The organism is Pantoea jilinensis, from assembly GCF_019104105.1.
Taxonomy (GTDB): Bacteria; Pseudomonadota; Gammaproteobacteria; order Enterobacterales; family Enterobacteriaceae; genus Pantoea; species Pantoea eucalypti.
In genome coordinates this window covers 893,810-915,562 of sequence record NZ_CP077746.1, presented here as the reverse complement: position 1 = coordinate 915,562, position 21,753 = coordinate 893,810, and the positions used below count along the sequence as shown (strand labels likewise).

The following is a 21,753-nucleotide window of genomic DNA, read 5'->3' as shown; positions in this document are numbered from 1 at the left end:
AGTTTTGCGTTGGAGAATGTTTCAACTACCACGCTGATTATTATTCTCTGCATCATGGTACTGGTTTCAGCATATTTTTCAGGTTCTGAAACCGGCATGATGACACTGAATCGCTATAAACTGCGCCATCAGGCTAAAAATGGTGATCGCGCAGCTCGACGTGTCGAAAAACTGCTGCGCCGCCCGGATCGTCTGATCAGTCTGGTGCTGATTGGTAATAACCTGGTCAATATCCTTGCTTCCGCGTTAGGCACTATTGTCGGAATGCGTCTGTATGGTGATGCGGGTGTCGCCATTGCAACCGGCGTGCTGACCTTCGTGGTGCTGGTCTTCGCTGAAGTGTTACCCAAAACCGTGGCGGCCCTTTATCCGGAAAAAGTGGCCTATCCGAGCAGCTTTTTACTTACTCCGCTGCAATACATCATGCTACCGCTGGTCTGGCTGCTGAACACCATTACCCGGCTGCTGATGCGCCTGGCAGGTATTCGCTCTGACGGCTCTGTTAACTCAGCGCTGAGCAAAGAGGAGTTACGCACCATTGTCTATGAGTCGCGTAGCCTGATGTCACGCCGTAACCAGGACATGCTGCTCTCCGTGCTCGACCTGGAGAAAGTCAGCGTTGACGACATTATGGTGCCGCGTAATGAGATTGTTGGTATCAACATCAACGATGACTGGAAGTCAGTCGTGCGCCAGCTAAGCCATTCACCTCATGGGCGCATTGTGCTGTTCAGAGATTCACTGGATGACTGCGTCGGCATGCTTCGTGTGCGTGAAGCCTGGCGCATGATGACGGAGAAAAAAGAGTTCACTAAAGAGACGCTGCTGCGCGCCGCCGATGAAATCTACTACATCCCCGAAGGAACGCCGCTGAACACCCAACTGGTGAAGTTCCAGCGCAACAAAGAGAAAGCGGGCGTGGTGGTGGATGAATATGGCGACATCAAAGGGCTGGTGACGATAGAGGACATTCTGGAAGAGATTGTCGGTGACTTCACTACCTCCATGTCACCGTCGCTGGCGGAAGAAGTGATGCCGCAGAATGATGGCTCCGTGCTGATTGAAGGCAGTGCCAGCGTGCGTGAAATCAATAAGGCATTTAACTGGGATCTGCCAGAGCAGGAAGCGCGTACCATCAACGGCATGTTGCTGGAAGCGCTGGAGGAGATCCCTTCTAATGCCACACGTGTTCAGATTGGCCATTACAACGTCGATATTCTGGACGTGCAGGATAATATGATTAAACAGGTGCGCATCACGCCGAAGACGCCGCTGAAAAAATCGGTCGGTTCCTGAAGCCATAAAAAAACGCCGCAATCGAGATGATGCGGCGTTTTTTTTAGCAGAGAAGCCCTGACTAGATGTGCAGTTCTTTCAGCTTTTCAGCAGGCAGTTTCAGATCGTCATTACGGTTAACGCCGATCTCATGCGCCAGCACATTGCGGGCAATCTGCTGCGCTTCATCCAGTGAGTGCAGCTTGTAGCTGCCACACTGATATTCATTCAGCTCAGGGATCTGGTTCTGATCTTTCACTTTCAGAACATCTTCCATCGCCCCTTTCCACGCTTTCGCAACGCGCTGCTCGTCTGGCGTACCAATCAGGCTCATGTAGAAGCCGGTACGGCAGCCCATTGGCGAGATATCGACGATTTCCACACCGTCACCATTCAGGTGATCACGCATGAAGCCGGCAAAGAGATGCTCCAGCGTATGAATGCCACGCTCAGTGAGGATATCAATGTTCGGACGGCAAAAACGCAGGTCAAAAACGGTAATCGTATCGCCATGCGGAGTCTTCATGGTTTTCGCAACGCGGACTGCCGGTGCGCCCATGATGGTGTGATCAACGGTAAAACTGTCCAGTAGTGGCATACGTCACCTCCTGTTCTGAGAATTTTTTTTAAAACGATGAAACTTTTCTGTTCGCCCAACGTCTGAATATATGAAAGACGCGCATTTGTTATCATCATCATCCCTGACAACAGAGATGTTAATTTGGCCACATTGATGTGGCCTTTTTCTTTTCTACCCTTCCCGGCTCGCCAGATACGCTTCAAAATCCAGCTTATCATTTGCTTCCAGCTGCTGCTGTGCAGCAACAGATTCCTGCGCCTGACGCGTGAAATCTTCTTCTGTCAGCACTTCCAGCGGTTCTTCACAGAGCATATGGCGATACTGTTCAGCCAGTGCCACGCCGGTGCCGGTTACACCATTATCCTTCATTGCCTGAAGGATGCGCGCCGAGTAGGTTAGCTCAGGATCATCAAAGGATGCTACCAGTTGATCACAAACCTGCTGATATTCCGTGCTGTCCTGATTGTGACTGTCTAAGACTTCAGCAACCCGGCGCAGGTCGGCAAACAGGGTTTTGCCCACTTCAACCAGCGAATGTTCCGCTTCTCCACAACCCACCGCAATTTTCTGATCCGGTTTACGCCCTTCGAGCACCACCCGATTCCAGTTTTTGCGGGTGCATTGCAACTCATCTGCACTCATTTCCGGTGCATCCGCCAGGGTACACCAGATCAGGAACAGATCGAGGAAGCGAACCTGATTCTCATCGACGCCGATGGCAGAGAACGGATTGATATCCAGTGAACGTACTTCAATGTATTCGATGCCACCGCGCAGCAGCGCATCAGAAGGCGCTTCACCCGAGCGTGTAACACGCTTAGGCCGGATGGGCGCATAGAGCTCGTTCTCAATCTGCAGCACGTTAGTGTTGAGCTGCAGCCAGTTACCGTCAGCATCTTTGGTGCCCATCGCTGCATACTCATCTGACGGCGTCTTGATCGCTTTTTTCAGCGCAGTGACATAGCCTTCCAGCGAGTTAAACGTGATGCCCAGAGCGCTCTGCGATTTATTGGTGTAGCCTAAATCGCTCAGACGCAGCGAGGTGGCATACGGCAGCCACATCGTATCTTTGTCATTGGTTTCAAATGGCAGCGCACTCTCACGACCCTGCAGGAAACTGGAGCTGATAGCCGGTGATGCGCCAAACAGATAAGGTATCACCCAGCCGAAGCGATAGTAGTTACGAATCAACCGCAGATAACCTGCGGAGATAGTCTCTTTTCCGCTTTCCTGATCTTTCACGTCAGCCCACTCCTGCCAGAAAGAAAGTGGCAGCGAGAAGTTATAGTGAATGCCAGAGATCGTCTGCATTAACGCGCCGTAGCGGTTTTTCAGACCTTCGCGGTAAAGGGTCTTCATCTTACCGATATTGGATGTGCCATATTGCGCCAGCTCAATATTGTCAGCATCGTCAATGACGCACGGCATACTGAATGGCCACATGCGTTCATCACCGAGTTCACGGGCAACGTGACGGTGGATATCGCGCAGGAACGCCAGCATATGATCAATGCTGTGATCCACTGGCGTGATGAATTCCAGTAACGTTTCGGCAAAATCAGTAGTGATCCAGTCATGTTTCAGCGCCGAGCCCAGAGATTCCGGGTGGCCGCTTTTTGCCAGATCGCCATTTTCCTGTACACGCAGCGTTTCACGCTCGATGCCACGACCAATCCCTTTAAGGGCATTGGGATGCGCTTCCAGCCAGGATAGCGCTTTAGATACGTCCGGGATCACATTACCCCCCCGCTGTGATAATAATTTATTTTTGTTCAGCATAATGTTAACCGTAGCCCCGAATCTGTGCGAATCAATGCCACCATTGCATACCCTGTAATGTGGCAGTCGCGATAACGATATAACGCAGTGTTTTGCCGACAGCGAGAAACAGTATCGCTGGCAGCCAGGCGAAACGTAACCAGCCCGCGAGAACGCAGAGCAGATCACCTATCACCGGTAGCCAGCTGAATAAAAGTGCTGCTGGTCCCAGTCGGTGCAACCACGTCATTGCTGTGTCATGCCATCGCCCCTGACGTTTTAACGGCAGCAGGCGACCAATAAGAATGTTGGTTAAACCGCCCAAGGTGTTTCCCAGTGATGCGGCTACAAGCAACCCGTAAACTGATGTCTTTTTTGCTATCAATAGTGCTATCAGTAATGCTTCAGAACTTCCCGGCAGGAGCGTCGCACTCAGAAAACTGCTGCCAAACATCGAGGCATAGGTAAGTACGTCACTCACAGTAAACGAACATCCACCACTGCCATGCCTGCCGCTTTAGCGGCCTGAATACCAAAGTCTGCATCTTCGAACACCACACAACGTGCCGGCGCCACACCCATCAACTCAGCGCAGCGCAAGAAGGTCTCAGGCTCAGGTTTATGATGCTGTACGTCGTCAGCGCCGACGACTGCCGTAAAGAGCTCACGCACGCCAAGCTGCGTCAGTAACGCCTCTGCCATGCTATGTTCACTTCCGGTCCCCACAGCCATAGGACGACGCCCGTGATACGCCTTCGCCACCTCCAGTAAAGGCAGCGGCTTAACGTTTTCCAGCAGCATCGCTTTCACAGCAGCGGTTTTTTCTGCAGCAAGAAGATGAGGGTCGTGTGACGACTGATTGGATTCAATGATGAATTGCGCAAGCCGCCAGGCGGGTGCGCCATTAAAGTCGATAATACGTGCTTCATCCAGCGTTAATCCGTAACGCTGGAGCACCTGACGCCACGCTTTTCGATGTGTCGGCTCAGTATCAAGAATCGTGCCGTCCATATCAAAAATCAGGCCGTCATATTGATCGTACATTGTCACTCCGGACATTCACCAAATGAGACATTACTTTAGCCTAATGTGGACAGGTTGTCGCCAGGGGGGATGAACAGCAAATGCTTTGAAAGCATTAGCAATTTTTGTTTTCAGATAAAGGTGATCGTGCGCGGCCAGCGATAACCGTACGAATTTTCAGCGATTTTTTAACATTACTCTGGCAGGCAAGCGGTGGCGGACGGGCGTGGGCAGTAAAATGGCGATCTCTGAGGCGGAGAAAATGTGTTACGTGTCGCTTAAGTCAGGATGATGAATCAATGGGGCAGATCAGGCAGGAAAACAGTGTGGGTAAAGCCAGAGGGTAACTGCAGGGGAGCAGTTCAGGATGCTCGTTCAGCGCTTGCTGTACAGGGTATAAAAAAGTATGTCTCTTTTGAGGTCTTAGCGATGATTACGCCAAATTCATTGAGGGAACTTAAAACTGAAGAAGATGGTGCATCCAGGAGGATTCGAACCTCCGACCGCTCGGTTCGTAGCCGAGTACTCTATCCAGCTGAGCTATGGATGCATTGGGGTCTATCTTTTGGGGTACAACTTTTTATGGACTAACAGAAACCAACCTGAGGATGTTACAAAGAATGGTGCATCCAGGAGGATTCGAACCTCCGACCGCTCGGTTCGTAGCCGAGTACTCTATCCAGCTGAGCTATGGATGCATAAATCTAATTCTTGTACAACGCAGGGTGCTAACTACTCACCATGAAAGGAATTGCTAATTCGCTTTATTTCTTTATTTTCGATGGTGCATCCAGGAGGATTCGAACCTCCGACCGCTCGGTTCGTAGCCGAGTACTCTATCCAGCTGAGCTATGGATGCATCGAAAATGGCGGTGAGGGAGGGATTCGAACCCTCGATACAGCTTTTGACCGTATACTCCCTTAGCAGGGGAGCGCCTTCAGCCTCTCGGCCACCTCACCTTACGCTTTCTTTCGAACCGTGCGTCTGAACTTGTTTCTGCTCATCGGCACTGCGTGGCGCACATATTACTTTCCCGGACTTTTAAGTCAAACAATTTTTCCGAAACTTTGTTTGATTGAGCAAATCACACACAATTGGGGCAAAATGAAGACAAAAAGAGTGAATTATCAACAATGAGAGAGGATGACGTTAACTAAACAGGGAGAAAGCGGGAGAGAAGAAAAGAGAGGATTTTTAGACAAAGCGGTAGCGCCTCGCACAGGTGCGAGACGCTGAATCCGTTAAACGCTGGTTTGTTGCGTTTTTTCAGCCTGGATGCGTTGATAGATCTCTTCGCGATGCACAGACACTTCTTTCGGTGCGTTAACCCCAATACGTACCTGGTTACCTTTAACACCCAGCACCGTTACAGTTACCTCATCACCGATCATGAGGGTTTCACCAACTCGACGAGTTAGAATAAGCATTCTTTGCTCCTTGAAAGATTAAAAGAGTCGGGCTTGTACAGGCTCCCGGCATTATCCATCATTTAACGCTGCACATTGACTATGAGAGATACACCAATGCACATCGATGCGCCAATACATTCTGCTGATAGTTAGTTTAGCCGAAATACACTACATCAGCCTGACTTTGTCATTTGCTGCTTTAGCCTCGTATTAAAAAGCGCCGGAACCAGAGTTCTGACGCTTTTTACAATGCCTTGTTCTAAGTCATTAAAGGCGGCTGTTAACCCAGCTCTCAACGCCTGCCAGAGCGCCTTTCAGCCCTTTAGCATCCGTACCACCCGCTTGTGCCATATCAGGACGGCCACCGCCCTTCCCGCCTACCTGCTGTGCCAGACCGGCGATCAACTCGCCCGCTTTAACACGGTCAGTCAGATCTTTGGTCACACCGGCAATCAGCGACACCTTACCTTCGGCAACCGTCGCCAGCACGATAATCGCAGACCCGAGTTGATTCTTGAGGTCATCAACCAAGGTACGCAACATCTTAGGCTCGACATTGTTGAGCTCGCTGACCAGCAGTTTCACGCCCTTAACATCGATGGCATTGCTACTCAGTGAAGCGCTCTCCTGGGCAGCTTGCTGGTCGCGCAGTTGCTGCAACTCTTTCTCCAGAGCCCGCACATGGTCAACGAGACCACGCACTTTCTCGTTCAGGTTGCTGCTGTTCGCTTTAACCAGTTGCGCAAGATCCTGCAGCTGACTGCTTTGCGCATTAACCTGTGCCAGCGCGCCTTCACCCGTAATAGCTTCGATACGACGGATACCTGCTGCCGTACCTGACTCAGCCTGAATACGGAACAGGCCGATATCACCGGTGCGTGCAGCGTGAGTACCACCACACAATTCGACTGAGAAATCACCCATGGTCAGAACGCGCACGCGCTGATCATATTTCTCGCCAAACAGTGCCATTGCACCTTTAGACTTCGCCGCATCCAGATCCATCACTTCCGTTTCAACCGGCAGGTTGCGACGAATCTGCGCATTGACGATATCTTCGACCTGACGAATCTCCTGAGGTTTCATCGCTTCGAAATGCGAGAAGTCAAAACGCAGGTATTTGTCGTTAACCAGCGAGCCTTTTTGCGCCACATGCTCACCTAAAACCTGACGCAATGCGGCATGCAATAAGTGGGTAGCAGAGTGGTTCAGACGGATGCGCGCACGACGTGCCGCATCAACCTGCGCCTCAAGACGATCACCGATACGCAACTGCCCTGCGGTCAGCTTACCGACATGACCGATTGCCTGACCATATTTTTGTGTATCCTGGACGCTAAATTCAGCATTCTTCCCTTTCAGCAGACCGGTATCGCCTACCTGACCACCTGATTCGCCATAGAATGGCGTTTCATCCAGCACGACCACGGCATCCTGACCTGCGGTCACTTCATCTACCGCTTCGCCCGCAACATAGAGCGCTTTTACCGTGGCGGCTAAATCGAGCTGGTCATAACCTTTGAATGATGAGGCGGCATCAATGCGAATAACATTGCTGTAGTCAGCACCGAAGCCACTCGCTTCACGTGCGCGCTGACGCTGCTGCTCCATCGCCTGCTCAAAGCCCGCTTCGTCGATTTTCAGATTGCGTTCGCGGCAGACGTCAGCCGTTAAGTCAGCCGGGAAGCCAAAGGTATCGTAAAGACGGAAGACGATTTCGCCATCCAGCGTGTCGCCCTGCAGTTTTTCCAGCTCTTCATCCAGCAGCGCCAGTCCGCGCTCCAGCGTTCTGGCAAACTGGTCTTCTTCGCTTTTCAGCACCTGCTCAACCTGAGCCTGCTGACGCTGCAACTCTTCGCCTGCCGCGCCCATGACCTCAATCAGTGGTGCAACCAGCTTATAGAAGAAGGCTTCTTTGGCGCCCAGCATGTTGCCATGACGCACGGCACGACGAATGATACGACGCAGCACATAGCCACGGTTCTCATTCGACGGGATCACACCATCGGCAATCAGGAAAGCACAGGAACGGATGTGGTCGGCAATAACGCGCAGCGATTTGTTGCTGAGGTCAGTTGCACCGGTAACCTGCGCAACGGCCTGAATCAGTTTCTGGAACAGGTCGATTTCATAGTTGGAGTTAACATGTTGCAGAACGGCGGAAATACGCTCAAGGCCCATTCCGGTATCAACCGACGGTTTTGGCAGCGGCAGCATGGTGCCATCTGCCTGACGGTTGAACTGCATAAAGACAATGTTCCAGATTTCAATGTAACGATCGCCATCTTCTTCCGGGCTGCCTGGTGGGCCACCCCAGATGTGATCGCCGTGATCGTAGAAAATCTCGCTACATGGACCACAAGGACCGGTATCGCCCATCTGCCAGAAGTTATCAGACGCGTATGCGCTGCCCTTGTTGTCACCGATGCGAATAATGCGCTCGCGCGGCACACCGATTTCATTCGCCCAGATATCAAAGGCTTCATCGTCGGTTTCATAGACCGTCACCCACAGACGCTCTTTTGGCAGGCTGAACCACTGCTCGCTCGTCAGCAGTTCCCAGGCAAAACCAATCGCCTCTCTCTTGAAGTAGTCACCAAAGCTGAAGTTACCCAGCATTTCAAAGAAGGTGTGATGACGTGCGGTGTAACCGACATTTTCAAGATCGTTGTGTTTACCGCCTGCGCGTACGCAGCGCTGTGACGTGGTCGCACGTGTGTAATCACGTTTGTCCTGCCCGAGGAACACATCTTTAAACTGGTTCATCCCAGCGTTGGTAAACAACAAGGTTGGATCGTTATTCGGTACGAGGGAGCTGCTGGTTACAACCTCATGTCCCTTGCTATGAAAAAAGTCGAGAAACGCTTGACGGATCTCAGCAGTGCTCTTGCTCATATATGTCCTGGAATCACGCTAACGAACGTTCCCTCTGATCGGCGCGACCACACTTTCGTGGTGCCTGATTAGTGGAACAAAAAGTGGGAATAAGATAAATTTTCTTCAGTGGGAAGTAAAATTACATCGGCTTTTAGTCATCAAAATTTCTGAAAACGGATTGGATATCTTCGGTCATAAAGCCCTTTGACTGCAGATAGCGTAGTACTTTCGCTTTCTCTTTCCACTCTGTGGGCAATGGGTGTCCGAATTTTCGTTCCGCCAGCTGAGCCGCGCACACCGCCCAGTCGACTTCCGTCTCTTCCATCGCAAGATCAATGGATTCACGGTCAATGCCTTTCTGGGCCAGTTCGAGGCGCACACGTTGCGACCCAAAACCTTTGCGGCTTCGACTCTGAATAAAACGCTCGGTAAAACGTTCGTCATTGAGCCAGCCGCTCTCCTGGCACCAATTCAGTACCTGTTCAAGCAGCGTTTCAGTGACAATTTCAGGCTTTTTTTTCTGTGCCCATGCGGCACGCTGCGCTGATTGTTGCAGCTTACGGGCTAATTCTGCACGGCTGTGATCGCGCTGGCCAAGAATACGCATCGCACGGTCCAGCAGACGGGAATAGGAGACGACATCAGGTTGGGGCTGAGAGGGTTCAGTCATACTGCGCACCTTGTACAAACAGGAGTGAGATTATGGCGACAGAACAGGACAGAGGGAAGGCAAGAAGAGTAATGGCGGGGGGAAACAACGATGGGAGAGGCTTTCGCCCCTCCCGCATCAGTGATTAGAAGTCTTCGTTCGCTTCACTTGCTGCGTTTTCTTTCTCGGCAGCCTTGTCAGCTGCTGCGAGTTTTTCATCCGCGCCGTTGAGCAACATCTCACGCAACTTCAGATCAATTTCGTTTGCCACAGCAGCATTCTCTTTCAGGAAGTTGCCGGCATTCGATTTGCCCTGACCAATCTTGTCGCCGTTATAGCTGTACCACGCACCCGCTTTTTCAATCAGCTTGTGCTTCACGCCCAGGTCGACCAGCTCACCAAAGGTATTGATACCTTCGCCATACATGATCTGGAACTCAGCCTGTTTGAATGGCGCGGCGATTTTGTTTTTCACCACTTTAACGCGGGTCTCACTGCCGACCACGTTATCGCCCTCTTTGATTGCGCCGATACGACGGATATCAAGGCGGACAGAAGCGTAGAACTTCAGCGCGTTACCACCGGTGGTGGTTTCCGGGTTACCAAACATCACACCAATTTTCATACGGATCTGGTTGATGAAGATCAGCAGGGTATTAGACTGCTTCAGGTTACCGGCCAGCTTACGCATGGCCTGGCTCATCATACGTGCCGCGAGGCCCATGTGAGAGTCACCGATTTCACCTTCAATTTCTGCTTTAGGCGTCAGAGCGGCAACGGAGTCGACGATGATGACATCAACCGCACCAGAGCGCGCCAGCGCATCACAGATTTCCAGCGCCTGCTCACCCGTATCGGGCTGAGAACAGAGCAGGTTCTCAATGTCTACGCCCAGTTTCTTGGCGTAAACCGGATCGAGCGCATGCTCAGCATCGATAAAGGCACAGGTTTTGCCTTTACGCTGCGCAGACGCGATAACCTGCAGGGTCAGCGTGGTTTTACCAGAAGACTCCGGTCCGTAGATCTCAACGATACGACCCATTGGCAGACCGCCTGCGCCTAACGCGATATCCAGCGACAGCGAACCAGTAGAGATGGTTTCCACATCCATTGAGCGGTCTTCACCCAAGCGCATGATGGAGCCTTTACCAAATTGTTTCTCAATCTGGCCAAGCGCGGCAGCTAAAGCCTTCTGTTTGTTTTCATCAATCGCCATTTCAACTCCTAATCAAGCCGGGTAAACACGCACTCAGGGTGCCTGTACTCTTTCTGTTGCCAGTAATTATACTGTATAGTCATACAGTATCAAGTTTAATTTGTCAGAAATTCGCCATACAGCGTCTGTAAGGCCCATGCTACCGACTGGCGGCGAACGGCCTCACGATCGCCGTTAAAATGTTGCTTCAACGCCAACACGTTGTCCTGTGGACCGGCAAAGCCGAACCACACCGTACCCACCGGTTTTTCTTCATTGCCGCCATCCGGGCCCGCAATACCGCTAACAGAGATCGCGTAGTCAGCATGGGCCGCCTTGCGGGCACCCTGCGCCATCTCGCGCACCACCGCTTCACTGACCGCGCCATACTGCGCCAGCGAGTCAGCCTGCACATCCACCATCTGTTGTTTTGCTTCATTGCTGTAGGTCACAAAACCGCGTTCGAACCAGGCGGAACTGCCGCTGATATCGGTAAAGACTTTAGCAATCCATCCACCCGTGCAGGATTCCGCACAGGTTACGGTGGCATTGCGTTGCTTCAGCTTCTCACCTATCTGCGCACTAAGCGCCTGCAACTGCTGATCATCCATTGCCATTTCTCCCTGGGTTATGGGTTGAAGGTGGTGCAGAAAGTCTGCTTTTTCAAGGACGCTTATCCCGATTGCACTGTTTTTGCGACCGGCTTTCCATCGTACTTACTCTTTTTTCATCGCAACCATGAAAAGACGCGGGAAAGCGAGCAGAACCTGACCATCGGCCTGAGCCGGATAGGCGGTAAGCAGACGCTGATAATAATCAGACAGAAAAGCTGTCTGTTCAGACGCATCCAGCGTCGCCAGGAAAGGCCGTAAGCCTGTCGCCTGCAGCCAGCTGATAATCGCCTGCGCATCGGCCATTACGTGATAGTAGGTGGTACGCCAGATATCCACCTCACAACCGGCCTGCACCAGCAGATTGTAGTACTCGCCTGTTGAAAGCAGCTCTGTACGTTCAACTGCACTGGCATTGATGCGTGAATGCCAGCGCTCTGTTGCCGCCACCTCGCGCATCAGTTGATGCGAGGGCTCATTAAGGTTATCAGGCATCTGGATAGCCAGCACGCCTCCGATTGCCAGCTGGCTGACAAGATGAGGAAACAGCATGGTGTGGTTGTCGAGCCATTGCAGAGAAGCGTTGGCATAAATAACCTGCTGCGGCACCTCTGCCTGCCAGCTGCGAATATCTGCCTGAACAAAACGGCAGTGCGGCAGGCGTTCGCTGGCCTGAGATAACATCGCCGCTGAACTGTCGAGTCCGGTGACCTGCGCCAGCGGCCAGGTATCGGCGAGCAGCTCGGTACTGTTGCCGGGCCCGCATCCCAGATCGGTTACCTGCTCAACCTGTTCAAGGCTAATGCGCGCCAGCAATTCGCGGGCTGGACGGGTTCGTTCCGCTTCAAATTTACGATACAGCACAGGATCCCACTCTTTCATCATGACCTCTCGCTCAGTTATCAGATGCATCCGCTTACTGAGACGGATGAAAGACGAAAAAGTGCGACACGTTGCTCACTTTTGAATCATGTGGTGGCAGAGACGGACTGGAATAATTAAGTTAAAACACTGTTTCATTTTTTACGCCCCATCCAGGAGTTCGCTATGAGTGAAAAATCGGCTTTTGCCGGCGTCTGGTGCCCTAGCGTCACCCCGTTCAATGCGCAGGGTGAACTCGATATCGACGCGCTCGGACGACATTTTGCCCGCCTCAATGATTCCGGTCTGGATACCTTGTTGGTGATGGGCAGCATTGGTGAATTCGCCTCACTGACACAGCAGGAGCGTTTACAGCTGATCAGGGAAGCCAGGCCGTTGTCACCTCTAAAAATGGTGGCAAATGTCTCGGCGACCTGTATCCCTGACATGCTGGAACTGACTGAAGCCGCCTGGAAAAATAACTTTGACGCAGTGATGGTGCTGCCGCCCTACTATTACGGCCAGACGCAACAGCAACTGATGCACTACTTCGAGGCACTTGACGCGCAGCTTGGGGGAAAATGGTTTGCCTATAATTTTCCGGCACGCACCGGCTGTGATTTGACGCCGGCGCTGATTGCTGCGCTGGCAGCAAAGTTACCTAACTTTGTGGGTATCAAAGATACGGTGGATTGCCTGTCGCATAACCGGGCGATGATTGAGGAGACCAGCAAAGTGCGCAGTGATTTTGCCGTGCTGTCAGGCTATGACGAATATCTGCTTCCCAATCTGCTGGCGGGCGGCGCCGGGGTGATTTCAGGTCTGAATAATCTTGTACCAGAGTACTTTGCGCAGATGATGGCCGCGTGGCGAAATGGCAATCTGTCTGAGCTGACGCGTCTGCAGCAGCAGATCGGCAGGCTGATGGCAATTTACAGTATTGGCGATGATTTTGTGACGACGATTAAGACGGCCGTGGCACGTCGTTATGACTCAATGAACACCGCCTCACGTAACTACGGTGGTGCGCTGAATGCGGAACAGTGCGCCGCGATCGATCGGCTTTTCAGCTAACTGAATAACGGGCGCATCCCTGCGCCCCGGATCTCAGTTCTTTTTCACGAACTCAGATTTCAATTTCATCTGACCAAAACCGTCAATTTTACAATCGATGTTGTGATCCCCTTCCACCAGACGGATGCTTTTCACTTTGGTACCAATCTTCAGCGATGAGGAGCTGCCCTTCACCTTGAGATCTTTAATCACCGTGACGCTGTCGCCATCTGCCAGCAGATTGCCATTGGCATCACGCACTTCCAGCGATCCGTTGCTGCTGTCACCCTCTCCTTCGGTCCAGATATGACCGCAGGAGGGGCAGTTGAGGTTATCGCCATCTTGCCAGGTGTAATCGGCGTGACAAGCTGGGCAGGCAGGTAAAGACATAACGACTCCAGAGATATCAGTGGCTGTATGGCCTGAAAAAGGGCGTCATCATATAACCTTACAGTTAACAAGGATAGCCTTTATAACAGGCCACCCTGCCGTGCCTTGCTCACCGCCTCACCCAGCTGCCACACCGCCATCGCATAATGGGTGCTGTGGTTGTAGCGGGTAATGACATAGAAATTCGGTAAGCCGTACCAGTACTGGTAGCTGGTGCCTAAGTCGAGGCGCAGCAGACTGACCTGATCGTTTCCGTCCAGCGAGCCCTGTGGTGACAGGCCTGACGCCGCCAGCATGCTCACGCTGTAACGGGTTTTGAAGCCATCTTCCAGCATCGGTGCCTGACCGCTGGCCGGAACCGCCACATTTTCGCCGCTGCGCCAGCCGTGCTTCTGGAAGTAGTGCGCCACGCTGCCGATAGCATCCTCCGGATCCCACAGGTTTGCGTGACCGTCGCCGTTGAAGTCAACCGCATAATCATTGTAAGACGACGGCATAAACTGGCCATAGCCCATCGCCCCGGCGAAAGACCCTTTCAGTGCCAGCGGGTCATCCTGCTCTTTACGCGACATCAGAAGGAAGGTTTCCAGCTCGCTGCTGAAGTACTCGGCGCGGCGCGGATAGTTAAACGATAAGGTTGCAAGCGCATCCAGGATTCGCGTTTTCCCCATCACGCGACCCCAGCGGGTTTCCACGCCAATGATGCCGACAATAATTTCTGGCGGCACACCATAGACCTGCTGCGCACGTTGCAGCGCATCCTGATACTGGTTCCAGAACGCCACACCGTTTTGTACGTTATCGGGCGTAATAAACTTGTTGCGATAGCGGATCCAGGCACCGTTAGGCCCCGGCGCAGGTGTGTAGCTCGGCGCCTGACGATCCATCAGCCGCAGCACATAATCCAGTCGCTTAGCCTGACCGATGATGTTGTGCAGCTGCTCACGATCAAAGTCATGCTTCTCCACCATCTTATCGATAAATTGCTCTGCTGCCGGATTACCGGCGAAGTCGCCGAACATCGCCTGTCCGCTGTGAGACGGCTGCAGTAAAAAACCGCCCTGTGGTGCAGCCAGCATCTTCTGCTGGGACGGAACTTCAGGTTTGCTGCTGCAGGAGGCCAGAAGCGGGATGAACGCAAGGAGGGCTAACTTGAGACGCATCGGTTATCCATAAACGAGGGGTAAATTCAGATGCGGTAATAGTAGTCGTTCAGCGCAGTGACATACAGTCCGGAATGTTAAAAAAACGTCAACGCCGCAGTGGATCAAACAGGGCTGCGGGGCGGTGTCTCCCCCGCAGCCATCGGGCGTTTAGCGGCGGTTTCTCACCAGCTGATAACGACGGGTCAGATACTCAACCGGCGCGCTCCAGATATGCACCAGTCGGCAGAACGGGAACAGCAGGAACAGCGTCATACCCAGCACCATGTGCACGCGGTAGATAAACGCCACGCCTTCCAGATACTGCGACGCGCCACCGTGGAAGGTCACCACTGCCTGAGCCCAGCCCACCAGCTTCATCATCTCACTGCCGTCCATATGCTGAGCGGAGAACGGAATGGTCAGCAGGCCCAGCGTGGCCTGAGCCACCAGCAGTGTCAGGATCAGAATGTCGCCGACGCTACTGGTGGCCCGCACCCGAGGATTGGTCAGACGGCGCTTCAGCAATAGCGCGCCACCCGCCAGCGTCAATGCACCAAACAGGCCTCCGGCTATCATCGCCAGCTTCTGCTTCACGTCGATTGGCAGGAACGATTCATACATCCAGTGCGGCGTCAGCATCCCGACGATATGGCCGAAGAAGATACCGATGATGCCGATATGGAACAGGTTAGAGGCAAGACGCATTCCTTTTTTGTCCAGCATCTGACTGGAGCCGGCCCGCCAGCTGTACTGCCCATAGTCATAGCGCAGCCAGCTCCCCACCAGGAAGACCGTTCCGGCAAGATAGGGGTAAATATCGAAGAAAAAAGTGTTAATAAAATTCATGCTGATTCTCCCGTGCTGCGCGCCGTCGCCGCGGCAATATCCAGATACTGCGGCGCAACCGCATCGGCGAAGCGACGCTGATGCATCGCCTGCTGCGCCGAGGCGCAACCCTGTTCGCCGAGAAATTTAATCTGCTCCTCTTCCCAGACCGCATCCAGTGCTGTCGGGGTATCGTCCCGCGCTTCCTGCGCCACCTGGGGCTTGAGGGCCGCAGGATCGACCGCGCTACCGGATAGCGTCAGTAACACCCTGAAAAGGTCAGCATAAGGACTCTGACGCGCTTCCAGCCGCGCAGCCAGCAAAGCCAGGATCGGCACGATGTCATCCAGCCCCTGACGCGCGGCTTCATCGCTTTTACAGGCGAGATATTCCAGGTAAAGCGGCAGATAATCGGGCAACTCTTTGCTGTCCAGCTCCAGACCGTCGGCCCGGTACTGTTCAAGCAGATCGACCATCGCCTGACCGCGATCGCGGGATTCCCCGTGTACATGTTCAAACAGCAGCAGCGAGGTGGCGCGGCCGCGATCAAACAGCTCGCAGTAATCAGCCTGCACATCCAGTATTGGCCGGGCGCAGAGCTCATGGATAAAGCGCACCAGCCGTGCGCTCTGCTGCAGGTTAAGTTCACTGGCCTCTTCCAGTGCCGCAATCAGGTCGGGATAGTGCGTAAACAACGCCTCGTCCGGGTAGTCCAGCAGGCGTGACAGAACACACAGCGTCATCATGAGGCCTCCTCGGGACGGCTGGTTTTTTTGCTGACATCGATGGCATCAATACGCCGGCTGTTGAACAAATTGAATTTGGTGTCACTGCCGTGGCAGCCATCGCCAAAGCTAAAACCGCAGCCTTTGCTTTCCGGGAAGGCTTCACGTGCCAGTTCGCGGTGGCTGGAGGGCACCACAAAGCGATCTTCATAGTTTGCGATCGCCAGATAGCGGTACATCTCCTGCGCCTGCGCTTCGGTCAGACCGACCTGCTCCAGCGCCCGGATATCATGCTCACCGTCCACACTTTCTGCGCGCTTGTAATGGCGCATCGCCAGCATGCGTTTCAGCGCCAGCAACACCGGTGCGGTGTCACCTGCGGTCAGCAGGTTCGCCAGGTACTCAACCGGAATGCGCAGGCTTTCCACATCCGGCAGCACGCCGGTGTGCGCCAGCGCCCCACCATCCACCACCGACTGAATCGGTGACAACGGCGGCACATACCAGACCATCGGCAACGTGCGGTATTCAGGGTGAAGCGGCAGCGCCAGCTTCCACTCCATCGCCATTTTATAAACCGGGGATCGCTGTGCTGCGTCGATCACGCTCTGCGCGACGCCATCTTTCAGCGCCTGCGCAATCACCACGGGATCATTAGGATCAAGGAAAATATCCAGCTGGCTCTGATAGAGATCTTTCTCGTTTTCTGCGGCGGCAGCCTCTTCAATGCGGTCAGCGTCATAGAGCAGCACGCCGAGGTAGCGAATACGGCCAACACAGGTTTCTGAGCAGACGGTGGGCTGACCCGCTTCGATACGCGGATAACAGAAAATACATTTTTCTGACTTGCCGCTTTTCCAGTTGAAGTAGATCTTCTTGTACGGACAGCCGGTCAGGCACATGCGCCAGCCGCGACATTTATCCTGGTCGATCAGCACGATGCCATCTTCGCCGCGCTTGTAGATCGCGCCGCCAGGACAGGTCGCCACACATGCCGGATTAAGGCAGTGCTCACACAGGCGTGGCAGGTACATCATGAAGGTGTGTTCAAACTGGCCGTAAATCTCCTTCTGGATGTTATCGAAGTTTTTATCCTGCGCGCGTTTGGCAAACTCGCCGCCGAGGATCTCTTCCCAGTTCGGGCCGTTTTCGATCTTTTTCATCCGCTGACCGGTGATCAGCGAACGCGGGCGTGCGATCGGCTGATGTTTACCGGCCGGCGCAGTGTGCAGATGCTGATAATCGAAATCGAACGGCTCGTAATAATCATCCAGCGCCGGCACATCCGGGTTGGCGAAGATCTTCGACAGCAGGCCGACGCGACTGCCCATGCGCGGTTCCAGCTTGCCGTTGATCTTACGGATCCAGCCGCCCTTCCACTTCTGCTGATCTTCCCAGGCGTGCGGATAGCCGACGCCAGGTTTGCTTTCGACGTTGTTGAACCAGGCGTATTCCATGCCCTCGCGGCTGGTCCAGACATTTTTACAGGTCACCGAGCAGGTGTGGCAGCCGATACATTTGTCGAGGTTCAGCACCATGCCAACCTGTGAGCGAATTTTCATGGTTTTACCTCCTGCTGGCTGCCCTGGCAGGCATCGTTGCCTTCCCCATCTAACCAGTTAACGTTGTTCATTTTTCTCACCACCACGAATTCATCGCGGTTGGAGCCGACAGTGCCGTAGTAGTTAAAGCCCCAGGAGAGCTGCGCATAGCCGCCGATCATATGGGTCGGTTTCGGGCAGGTTCGCGTCACCGAGTTATGAATACCGCCACGCTGGCTGGTGATTTCCGAGCCGGGGATATTCACGATGCGCTCCTGGGCGTGGTACATCATGGTCATACCGGCCGGGATGCGCTGGCTCACGACCGCACGCGCAGTCAGCGCGCCGTTGGCGTTGAACGCCTCGATCCAGTCGTTATCCACAATGCCCAGCTCGCGGGCGTCATCTTCACTCATCCAGACGATGGGTCCGCCACGTGACAGCGTCAGCATCAGCAGGTTGTCGCTGTAGGTTGAGTGAATGCCCCACTTCTGGTGTGGCGTAAGGAAGTTCAGCGCCTTCTCCGGATTACCGTTGGGCTTGCTGTTCAGCAACGGCTTCGCCGCGCGGGTATCAATGGGCGGACGATAGACCATCAGGCTTTCCCCGAAGGCGCGCATCCACTCATGATCCTGATAAAGCTGCTGACGGCCGCTCAGGGTGCGCCACGGGATCAGCTCATGAACGTTGGTGTAGCAGGCGTTGTAAGAAACGTGTTCATCTTCAAGACCTGACCAGGTCGGGCTGGAGATAATTTTGCGCGGCTGCGCCTGGATATCGCGGAAGCGGATTTTCTCGTCTTCTTTGTTAAGTGCCAGATGCGTGTGGTCACGACCCGTAATAGCGCCCAGCGCCTGCCAGGCTTTCACCGCCACCTGACCATTGGTTTCCGGTGCCAGCGCCAGGATCACTTCTGCTGCATCGATCGCCGTATCAATATTCGGCCGTCCTGCCGCCGGGCCATCCGCTTTGACGTAGTTCAGCTGTTTGAGGAAATCGACTTCTTTGCTGGTGTTCCAGCTGATGCCTTTGCCACCGTTACCCAGGCTATCCAGCAACGGTCCCAGCGAGGTAAAACGCGCCCAGGTCGCCGGATAGTCGCGTTCCACCACCATAATGTGTGGCGCGGTTTTGCCTGGAATCAGGTCGCACTCCCCTTTTTTCCAGTCTTTAGTCTCAAATGGCTGCGCCAGTTCGGCTGGCGAATCATGCAACACCGGCAGCGTAACCACGTCAGTTTCAACGCCTAAATGGCCAGGACAGAGATCGGAGAAAGCTTTGGCAATGCCTTTGTAGATCTCCCAGTCGCTTTTTGAATCCCAGGCAGGATCGACAGCGGCCGAAAGCGGATGAATAAACGGATGCATATCCGAGGTATTCATATCGTCTTTTTCATACCAGGTGGCGGTAGGCAACACCACGTCGGAATAGAGACAGGTGCTCGACATGCGGAAGTCGAGTGTGACCACCAGATCCAGTTTGCCTTCGGCGCCCTGGTCCAGCCATTCAACTTCTTCAGGCTTCACGCGGCCCTGCTGGCCCAAATCTTTGCCCTGAATACCGTTTTCGGTACCCAGCAGGTATTTCAGCATGTACTCATGCCCTTTACCGGAAGAGCCAAGCAGATTGGACCGCCAGACAAACAGGTTGCGCGGGAAGTTCTGCGGGTCGTCCGGCTGTTCAGCGGCGAACCGCATGGTGCCCTGCTTCAGGCTCTCCACGGTATAATCCAGCGGTGACTGACCGGCGGCTTTCGCCTGTGCCGCGATGTGCAGCGGGTTGACGTTAAGCTGAGGCGCAGACGGCAGCCAGCCCATACGTTCGGACCGTACGTTAAGGTCGATCAGGCTGCCGCTGTAGCGGCTTTTGTCCGCCAGCGGTGACAGCAGTTCGCTGGTGGCCAGGGTTTCATAACGCCACTGACTGGAGTGGTTATAGAAGAAGGAGGTGCTGTTCATCTGACGTGGCGGACGCTGCCAGTCGAGTCCAAAGGCCAGCGGGGCCCAGCCGGTCTGCGGACGGAGTTTTTCCTGGCCGACATAGTGCGCCCAGCCACCTCCGCTCTGACCCACGCAGCCGCAGAAAATCAGCATGTTCATCAGGCCACGGTAGTTCATATCCATGTGATACCAGTGGTTCATACCGGCACCGACGATGATCATTGAGCGGCCATGGGTTTTCTCGGCGTTTTCGGCAAACTCGCGGGCAATGCGGATGATGTTCTGACGGGAAACGCCCGTAATCTGCTCTGCCCAGGCCGGGCTATAGGCTTTGATCTCATCGTAGTTTTGCGCGCAGTTGGCATCATCCAGACCGCGATCCAGACCATAGTTTGCCAGGGTCAGGTCGTAAACGCTGGTGACCAGCGCTTCGCTGCCATTGGCCAGCTGCAGGCGTTTCACCGGCAGTTTGTGCAGCAGGATCTCATCCAGCGCGACGCTGTTGAAATGCTCACTGGTGATGCCGCCAAAGTAAGGGAAACCGACCTCAACCACCTCATCGTGGCTGCCGAGCAGGCTAAGCTGCAGTTCCACTTCTTTTTGTGACAGACCGTCGCGCTGCTCCAGGTTCCATTTGCCTTTTTCGCCCCAGCGGAAGCCGATAGATCCCTGCGGCGCGGTAAGCTCGCCGGTCGCCTCGTTGATTGCGACGGTTTTCCATTCCGGGTTATTTTCCTGACCCAGACCATCCACCAGATCGCTGGCGCGCAGCTGACGGCCTGCTGCGAAGTAGCCGCCCTCGCGCGGTTCCAGCATGACCAGCATCGGCATATCGGTATAACGTCGCACGTAGTCGCGGAAATAGCCAACCTCGCGATCAAGATGAAACTCTTTCAGCATCACATGGCCCATTGCCAGCGCCATCGCGCTGTCGGTGCCCTGCTTCGGACTCAGCCACTGATCGCACAGCTTCGCGACTTCAGCGTAGTCCGGGGTGATCGCCACGGTTTTCGTTCCCTTATAACGGACTTCGGTAAAGAAGTGGGCGTCCGGGGTGCGGGTCTGCGGCACGTTAGAGCCCCAGGCGATGATGTAAGAGGAATTGTACCAGTCAGCCGATTCCGGCACGTCGGTCTGCTCGCCCCAGGTCATCGGTGACGCTGGCGGCAGGTCACAATACCAGTCGTAAAAGCTCAGGCAGGTGCCACCAATCAGCGACAGGTAACGTGCGCCTGCCGCATAAGAGACCATCGACATTGCCGGAATCGGCGAGAATCCGACAATGCGGTCAGGGCCGTAAGTTTTCGCGGTGCAGATGTTCGCAGCGGCGATCATCTCATTGACTTCCTGCCAGCTGGAACGAACAAAGCCCCCGCGGCCACGCGCCTGCTTATAACTTTTTGCTTTTTCCGGATTGCTGATGATGGATGCCCAGGCCTCCACCGGATCGCTGTGCTGCGCTTTCGCGTCGCGCCACAACTGAATCAGCTTCTTGCGCATCAGCGGATATTTCAGGCGATTAGCGCTGTAGAGATACCAGGAGTAGCTTGCACCGCGTGGACAACCGCGCGGCTCATGGTTGGGCAGATCGGGACGGGTACGTGGATAGTCGGTCTGCTGGGTCTCCCAGGTGACCAGACCGTTTTTCACGTAGATTTTCCAGCTGCATGAGCCGGTACAGTTAACACCGTGGGTGGAGCGCACGATTTTATCGTGCTGCCAGCGGCTGCGATAGCCATCTTCCCAGTCGCGGTTGCTGTTTAAGGTCTGGCCATGCTGGCCGGAAAACGGCTCGGCCAGCTGTTTAAAATAACGAAATCGATCAAGAAACTTGCTCATCCGGAATACTCCTGAAGGCGTTGTATGACATTGCTGACTCTGCATCTGTCGTGACA

General features: G+C 54.0%; 18 protein-coding genes and 4 tRNA genes. 2 read left to right on the top strand and 20 right to left on the bottom strand.

Features of this window, described 5'->3' with window-relative positions; translation table 11 throughout:
- Nucleotides 1–9 precede the first annotated feature (9 nt).
- Complete coding sequence (locus KTJ90_RS04345) at nt 10–1,296, top strand: HlyC/CorC family transporter (protein ID WP_187512983.1); 1,287 nt, start codon at nt 10–12, stop codon at nt 1,294–1,296.
- Nucleotides 1,297–1,357: 61 nt separating this feature from the next.
- Here the strand turns inward: KTJ90_RS04345 and luxS are convergent, their stop codons facing one another.
- The 14 genes from luxS to tam form a co-directional block, all read right to left on the bottom strand.
- The gene (gene luxS / locus KTJ90_RS04340) at nt 1,358–1,873 is read right to left on the bottom strand and encodes an S-ribosylhomocysteine lyase (protein ID WP_003849049.1); all 516 of its coding nucleotides are present in this window, start codon (nt 1,871–1,873) and stop codon (nt 1,358–1,360) included.
- Between the two features lie 153 nt (nt 1,874–2,026).
- Complete coding sequence (gene gshA, locus KTJ90_RS04335) at nt 2,027–3,634, bottom strand: glutamate--cysteine ligase (RefSeq protein WP_003849050.1); 1,608 nt, start codon at nt 3,632–3,634, stop codon at nt 2,027–2,029.
- A gap of 31 nt (nt 3,635–3,665) precedes the next feature.
- A complete protein-coding gene (locus tag KTJ90_RS04330) occupies nt 3,666–4,094 on the bottom strand; it encodes a YqaA family protein (protein WP_008927089.1) in 429 nt (142 codons plus the stop codon).
- Complete coding sequence (gene yqaB, locus KTJ90_RS04325) at nt 4,091–4,657, bottom strand: fructose-1-phosphate/6-phosphogluconate phosphatase (RefSeq protein ID WP_003849054.1); 567 nt, start codon at nt 4,655–4,657, stop codon at nt 4,091–4,093. The genes KTJ90_RS04330 and yqaB overlap by 4 nt, the downstream gene beginning before the upstream one ends.
- A gap of 452 nt (nt 4,658–5,109) precedes the next feature.
- Nucleotides 5,110–5,186 (bottom strand) — tRNA-Arg (locus KTJ90_RS04320).
- A 71-nt stretch (nt 5,187–5,257) separates the two neighbouring features.
- Nucleotides 5,258–5,334, bottom strand: a tRNA-Arg gene (locus KTJ90_RS04315).
- Between the two features lie 84 nt (nt 5,335–5,418).
- A tRNA-Arg gene (locus KTJ90_RS04310) sits at nt 5,419–5,495 on the bottom strand.
- A gap of 8 nt (nt 5,496–5,503) precedes the next feature.
- Nucleotides 5,504–5,596 (bottom strand) — tRNA-Ser (locus KTJ90_RS04305).
- A 282-nt stretch (nt 5,597–5,878) separates the two neighbouring features.
- Nucleotides 5,879–6,064 (bottom strand): carbon storage regulator CsrA, encoded by a 186-nt coding sequence (csrA, locus tag KTJ90_RS04300; protein WP_008927091.1) that lies wholly within the window; start codon nt 6,062–6,064, stop codon nt 5,879–5,881.
- Between the two features lie 249 nt (nt 6,065–6,313).
- A complete protein-coding gene (alaS, locus tag KTJ90_RS04295) occupies nt 6,314–8,941 on the bottom strand; it encodes an alanine--tRNA ligase (RefSeq protein ID WP_499025959.1) in 2,628 nt (875 codons plus the stop codon).
- A gap of 133 nt (nt 8,942–9,074) precedes the next feature.
- The gene (locus KTJ90_RS04290) at nt 9,075–9,593 is read right to left on the bottom strand and encodes a regulatory protein RecX (protein WP_003849061.1); all 519 of its coding nucleotides are present in this window, start codon (nt 9,591–9,593) and stop codon (nt 9,075–9,077) included.
- A gap of 124 nt (nt 9,594–9,717) precedes the next feature.
- Nucleotides 9,718–10,788: a recombinase RecA gene (gene recA / locus KTJ90_RS04285; protein ID WP_003849064.1), complete on the bottom strand. Its 1,071-nt coding sequence runs from the start codon at nt 10,786–10,788 to the stop codon at nt 9,718–9,720.
- Nucleotides 10,789–10,883: 95 nt separating this feature from the next.
- Nucleotides 10,884–11,378: a nicotinamide-nucleotide amidase gene (gene pncC / locus KTJ90_RS04280; RefSeq protein ID WP_003849065.1), complete on the bottom strand. Its 495-nt coding sequence runs from the start codon at nt 11,376–11,378 to the stop codon at nt 10,884–10,886.
- 105 nt (nt 11,379–11,483) lie between these two features.
- Nucleotides 11,484–12,260, bottom strand: coding sequence for a trans-aconitate 2-methyltransferase (tam, locus tag KTJ90_RS04275; RefSeq protein ID WP_003849067.1), 777 nt, complete (start codon nt 12,258–12,260; stop codon nt 11,484–11,486).
- A 165-nt stretch (nt 12,261–12,425) separates the two neighbouring features.
- On the opposite strand from tam, the gene KTJ90_RS04270 reads away from it, so the two are divergent.
- On the top strand, nt 12,426–13,313 hold the full coding sequence (locus KTJ90_RS04270; RefSeq protein WP_003849069.1) for a dihydrodipicolinate synthase family protein: 888 nt from the start codon (nt 12,426–12,428) through the stop codon (nt 13,311–13,313).
- A 33-nt stretch (nt 13,314–13,346) separates the two neighbouring features.
- Here the strand turns inward: KTJ90_RS04270 and KTJ90_RS04265 are convergent, their stop codons facing one another.
- From KTJ90_RS04265 to KTJ90_RS04240, 6 genes are all read right to left on the bottom strand, one after another.
- Complete coding sequence (locus KTJ90_RS04265) at nt 13,347–13,682, bottom strand: zinc ribbon domain-containing protein YjdM (protein WP_003849071.1); 336 nt, start codon at nt 13,680–13,682, stop codon at nt 13,347–13,349.
- Nucleotides 13,683–13,762: 80 nt separating this feature from the next.
- On the bottom strand, nt 13,763–14,845 hold the full coding sequence (gene mltB / locus KTJ90_RS04260; RefSeq protein WP_003849072.1) for a lytic murein transglycosylase B: 1,083 nt from the start codon (nt 14,843–14,845) through the stop codon (nt 13,763–13,765).
- 150 nt (nt 14,846–14,995) lie between these two features.
- The gene (gene narI / locus KTJ90_RS04255) at nt 14,996–15,673 is read right to left on the bottom strand and encodes a respiratory nitrate reductase subunit gamma (RefSeq protein ID WP_003849074.1); all 678 of its coding nucleotides are present in this window, start codon (nt 15,671–15,673) and stop codon (nt 14,996–14,998) included.
- Nucleotides 15,670–16,398: a nitrate reductase molybdenum cofactor assembly chaperone gene (gene narJ, locus KTJ90_RS04250; protein ID WP_003849076.1), complete on the bottom strand. Its 729-nt coding sequence runs from the start codon at nt 16,396–16,398 to the stop codon at nt 15,670–15,672. Before narJ ends, narI begins: the two co-directional genes overlap by 4 nt.
- On the bottom strand, nt 16,395–17,939 hold the full coding sequence (gene narH / locus KTJ90_RS04245; protein ID WP_003849078.1) for a nitrate reductase subunit beta: 1,545 nt from the start codon (nt 17,937–17,939) through the stop codon (nt 16,395–16,397). Before narH ends, narJ begins: the two co-directional genes overlap by 4 nt.
- Entirely contained in the window at nt 17,936–21,697 is a 3,762-nt protein-coding gene (locus KTJ90_RS04240; protein ID WP_499025958.1) for a nitrate reductase subunit alpha, read from the bottom strand. Before KTJ90_RS04240 ends, narH begins: the two co-directional genes overlap by 4 nt.
- Between the last annotated feature and the right edge of the window lie 56 nt (nt 21,698–21,753).

Excerpts from the sequence above, each read along its gene's own strand:
- KTJ90_RS04265 (WP_003849071.1), bottom strand. The coding sequence starts at position 13,682 with ATGTCTTTACCTGCCTGCCCAGCTTGTCACGCCGATTACACCTGGCAA.
- alaS (WP_499025959.1), bottom strand. The coding sequence starts at position 8,941 with ATGAGCAAGAGCACTGCTGAGATCCGTCAAGCGTTTCTCGACTTTTTT.
- narJ (WP_003849076.1), bottom strand. The coding sequence starts at position 16,398 with ATGATGACGCTGTGTGTTCTGTCACGCCTGCTGGACTACCCGGACGAG.
- mltB (WP_003849072.1), bottom strand. The coding sequence starts at position 14,845 with ATGCGTCTCAAGTTAGCCCTCCTTGCGTTCATCCCGCTTCTGGCCTCC.
- yqaB (WP_003849054.1), bottom strand. The coding sequence starts at position 4,657 with ATGTACGATCAATATGACGGCCTGATTTTTGATATGGACGGCACGATT.
- KTJ90_RS04290 (WP_003849061.1), bottom strand. The coding sequence starts at position 9,593 with ATGACTGAACCCTCTCAGCCCCAACCTGATGTCGTCTCCTATTCCCGT.
- KTJ90_RS04240 (WP_499025958.1), bottom strand. The coding sequence starts at position 21,697 with ATGAGCAAGTTTCTTGATCGATTTCGTTATTTTAAACAGCTGGCCGAG.
- gshA (WP_003849050.1), bottom strand. The coding sequence starts at position 3,634 with ATGCTGAACAAAAATAAATTATTATCACAGCGGGGGGGTAATGTGATC.
- tam (WP_003849067.1), bottom strand. The coding sequence starts at position 12,260 with ATGAAAGAGTGGGATCCTGTGCTGTATCGTAAATTTGAAGCGGAACGA.
- pncC (WP_003849065.1), bottom strand. The coding sequence starts at position 11,378 with ATGGATGATCAGCAGTTGCAGGCGCTTAGTGCGCAGATAGGTGAGAAG.
- narI (WP_003849074.1), bottom strand. The coding sequence starts at position 15,673 with ATGAATTTTATTAACACTTTTTTCTTCGATATTTACCCCTATCTTGCC.
- csrA (WP_008927091.1), bottom strand. The coding sequence starts at position 6,064 with ATGCTTATTCTAACTCGTCGAGTTGGTGAAACCCTCATGATCGGTGAT.
- recA (WP_003849064.1), bottom strand. The coding sequence starts at position 10,788 with ATGGCGATTGATGAAAACAAACAGAAGGCTTTAGCTGCCGCGCTTGGC.
- luxS (WP_003849049.1), bottom strand. The coding sequence starts at position 1,873 with ATGCCACTACTGGACAGTTTTACCGTTGATCACACCATCATGGGCGCA.
- KTJ90_RS04270 (WP_003849069.1), top strand. The coding sequence starts at position 12,426 with ATGAGTGAAAAATCGGCTTTTGCCGGCGTCTGGTGCCCTAGCGTCACC.
- narH (WP_003849078.1), bottom strand. The coding sequence starts at position 17,939 with ATGAAAATTCGCTCACAGGTTGGCATGGTGCTGAACCTCGACAAATGT.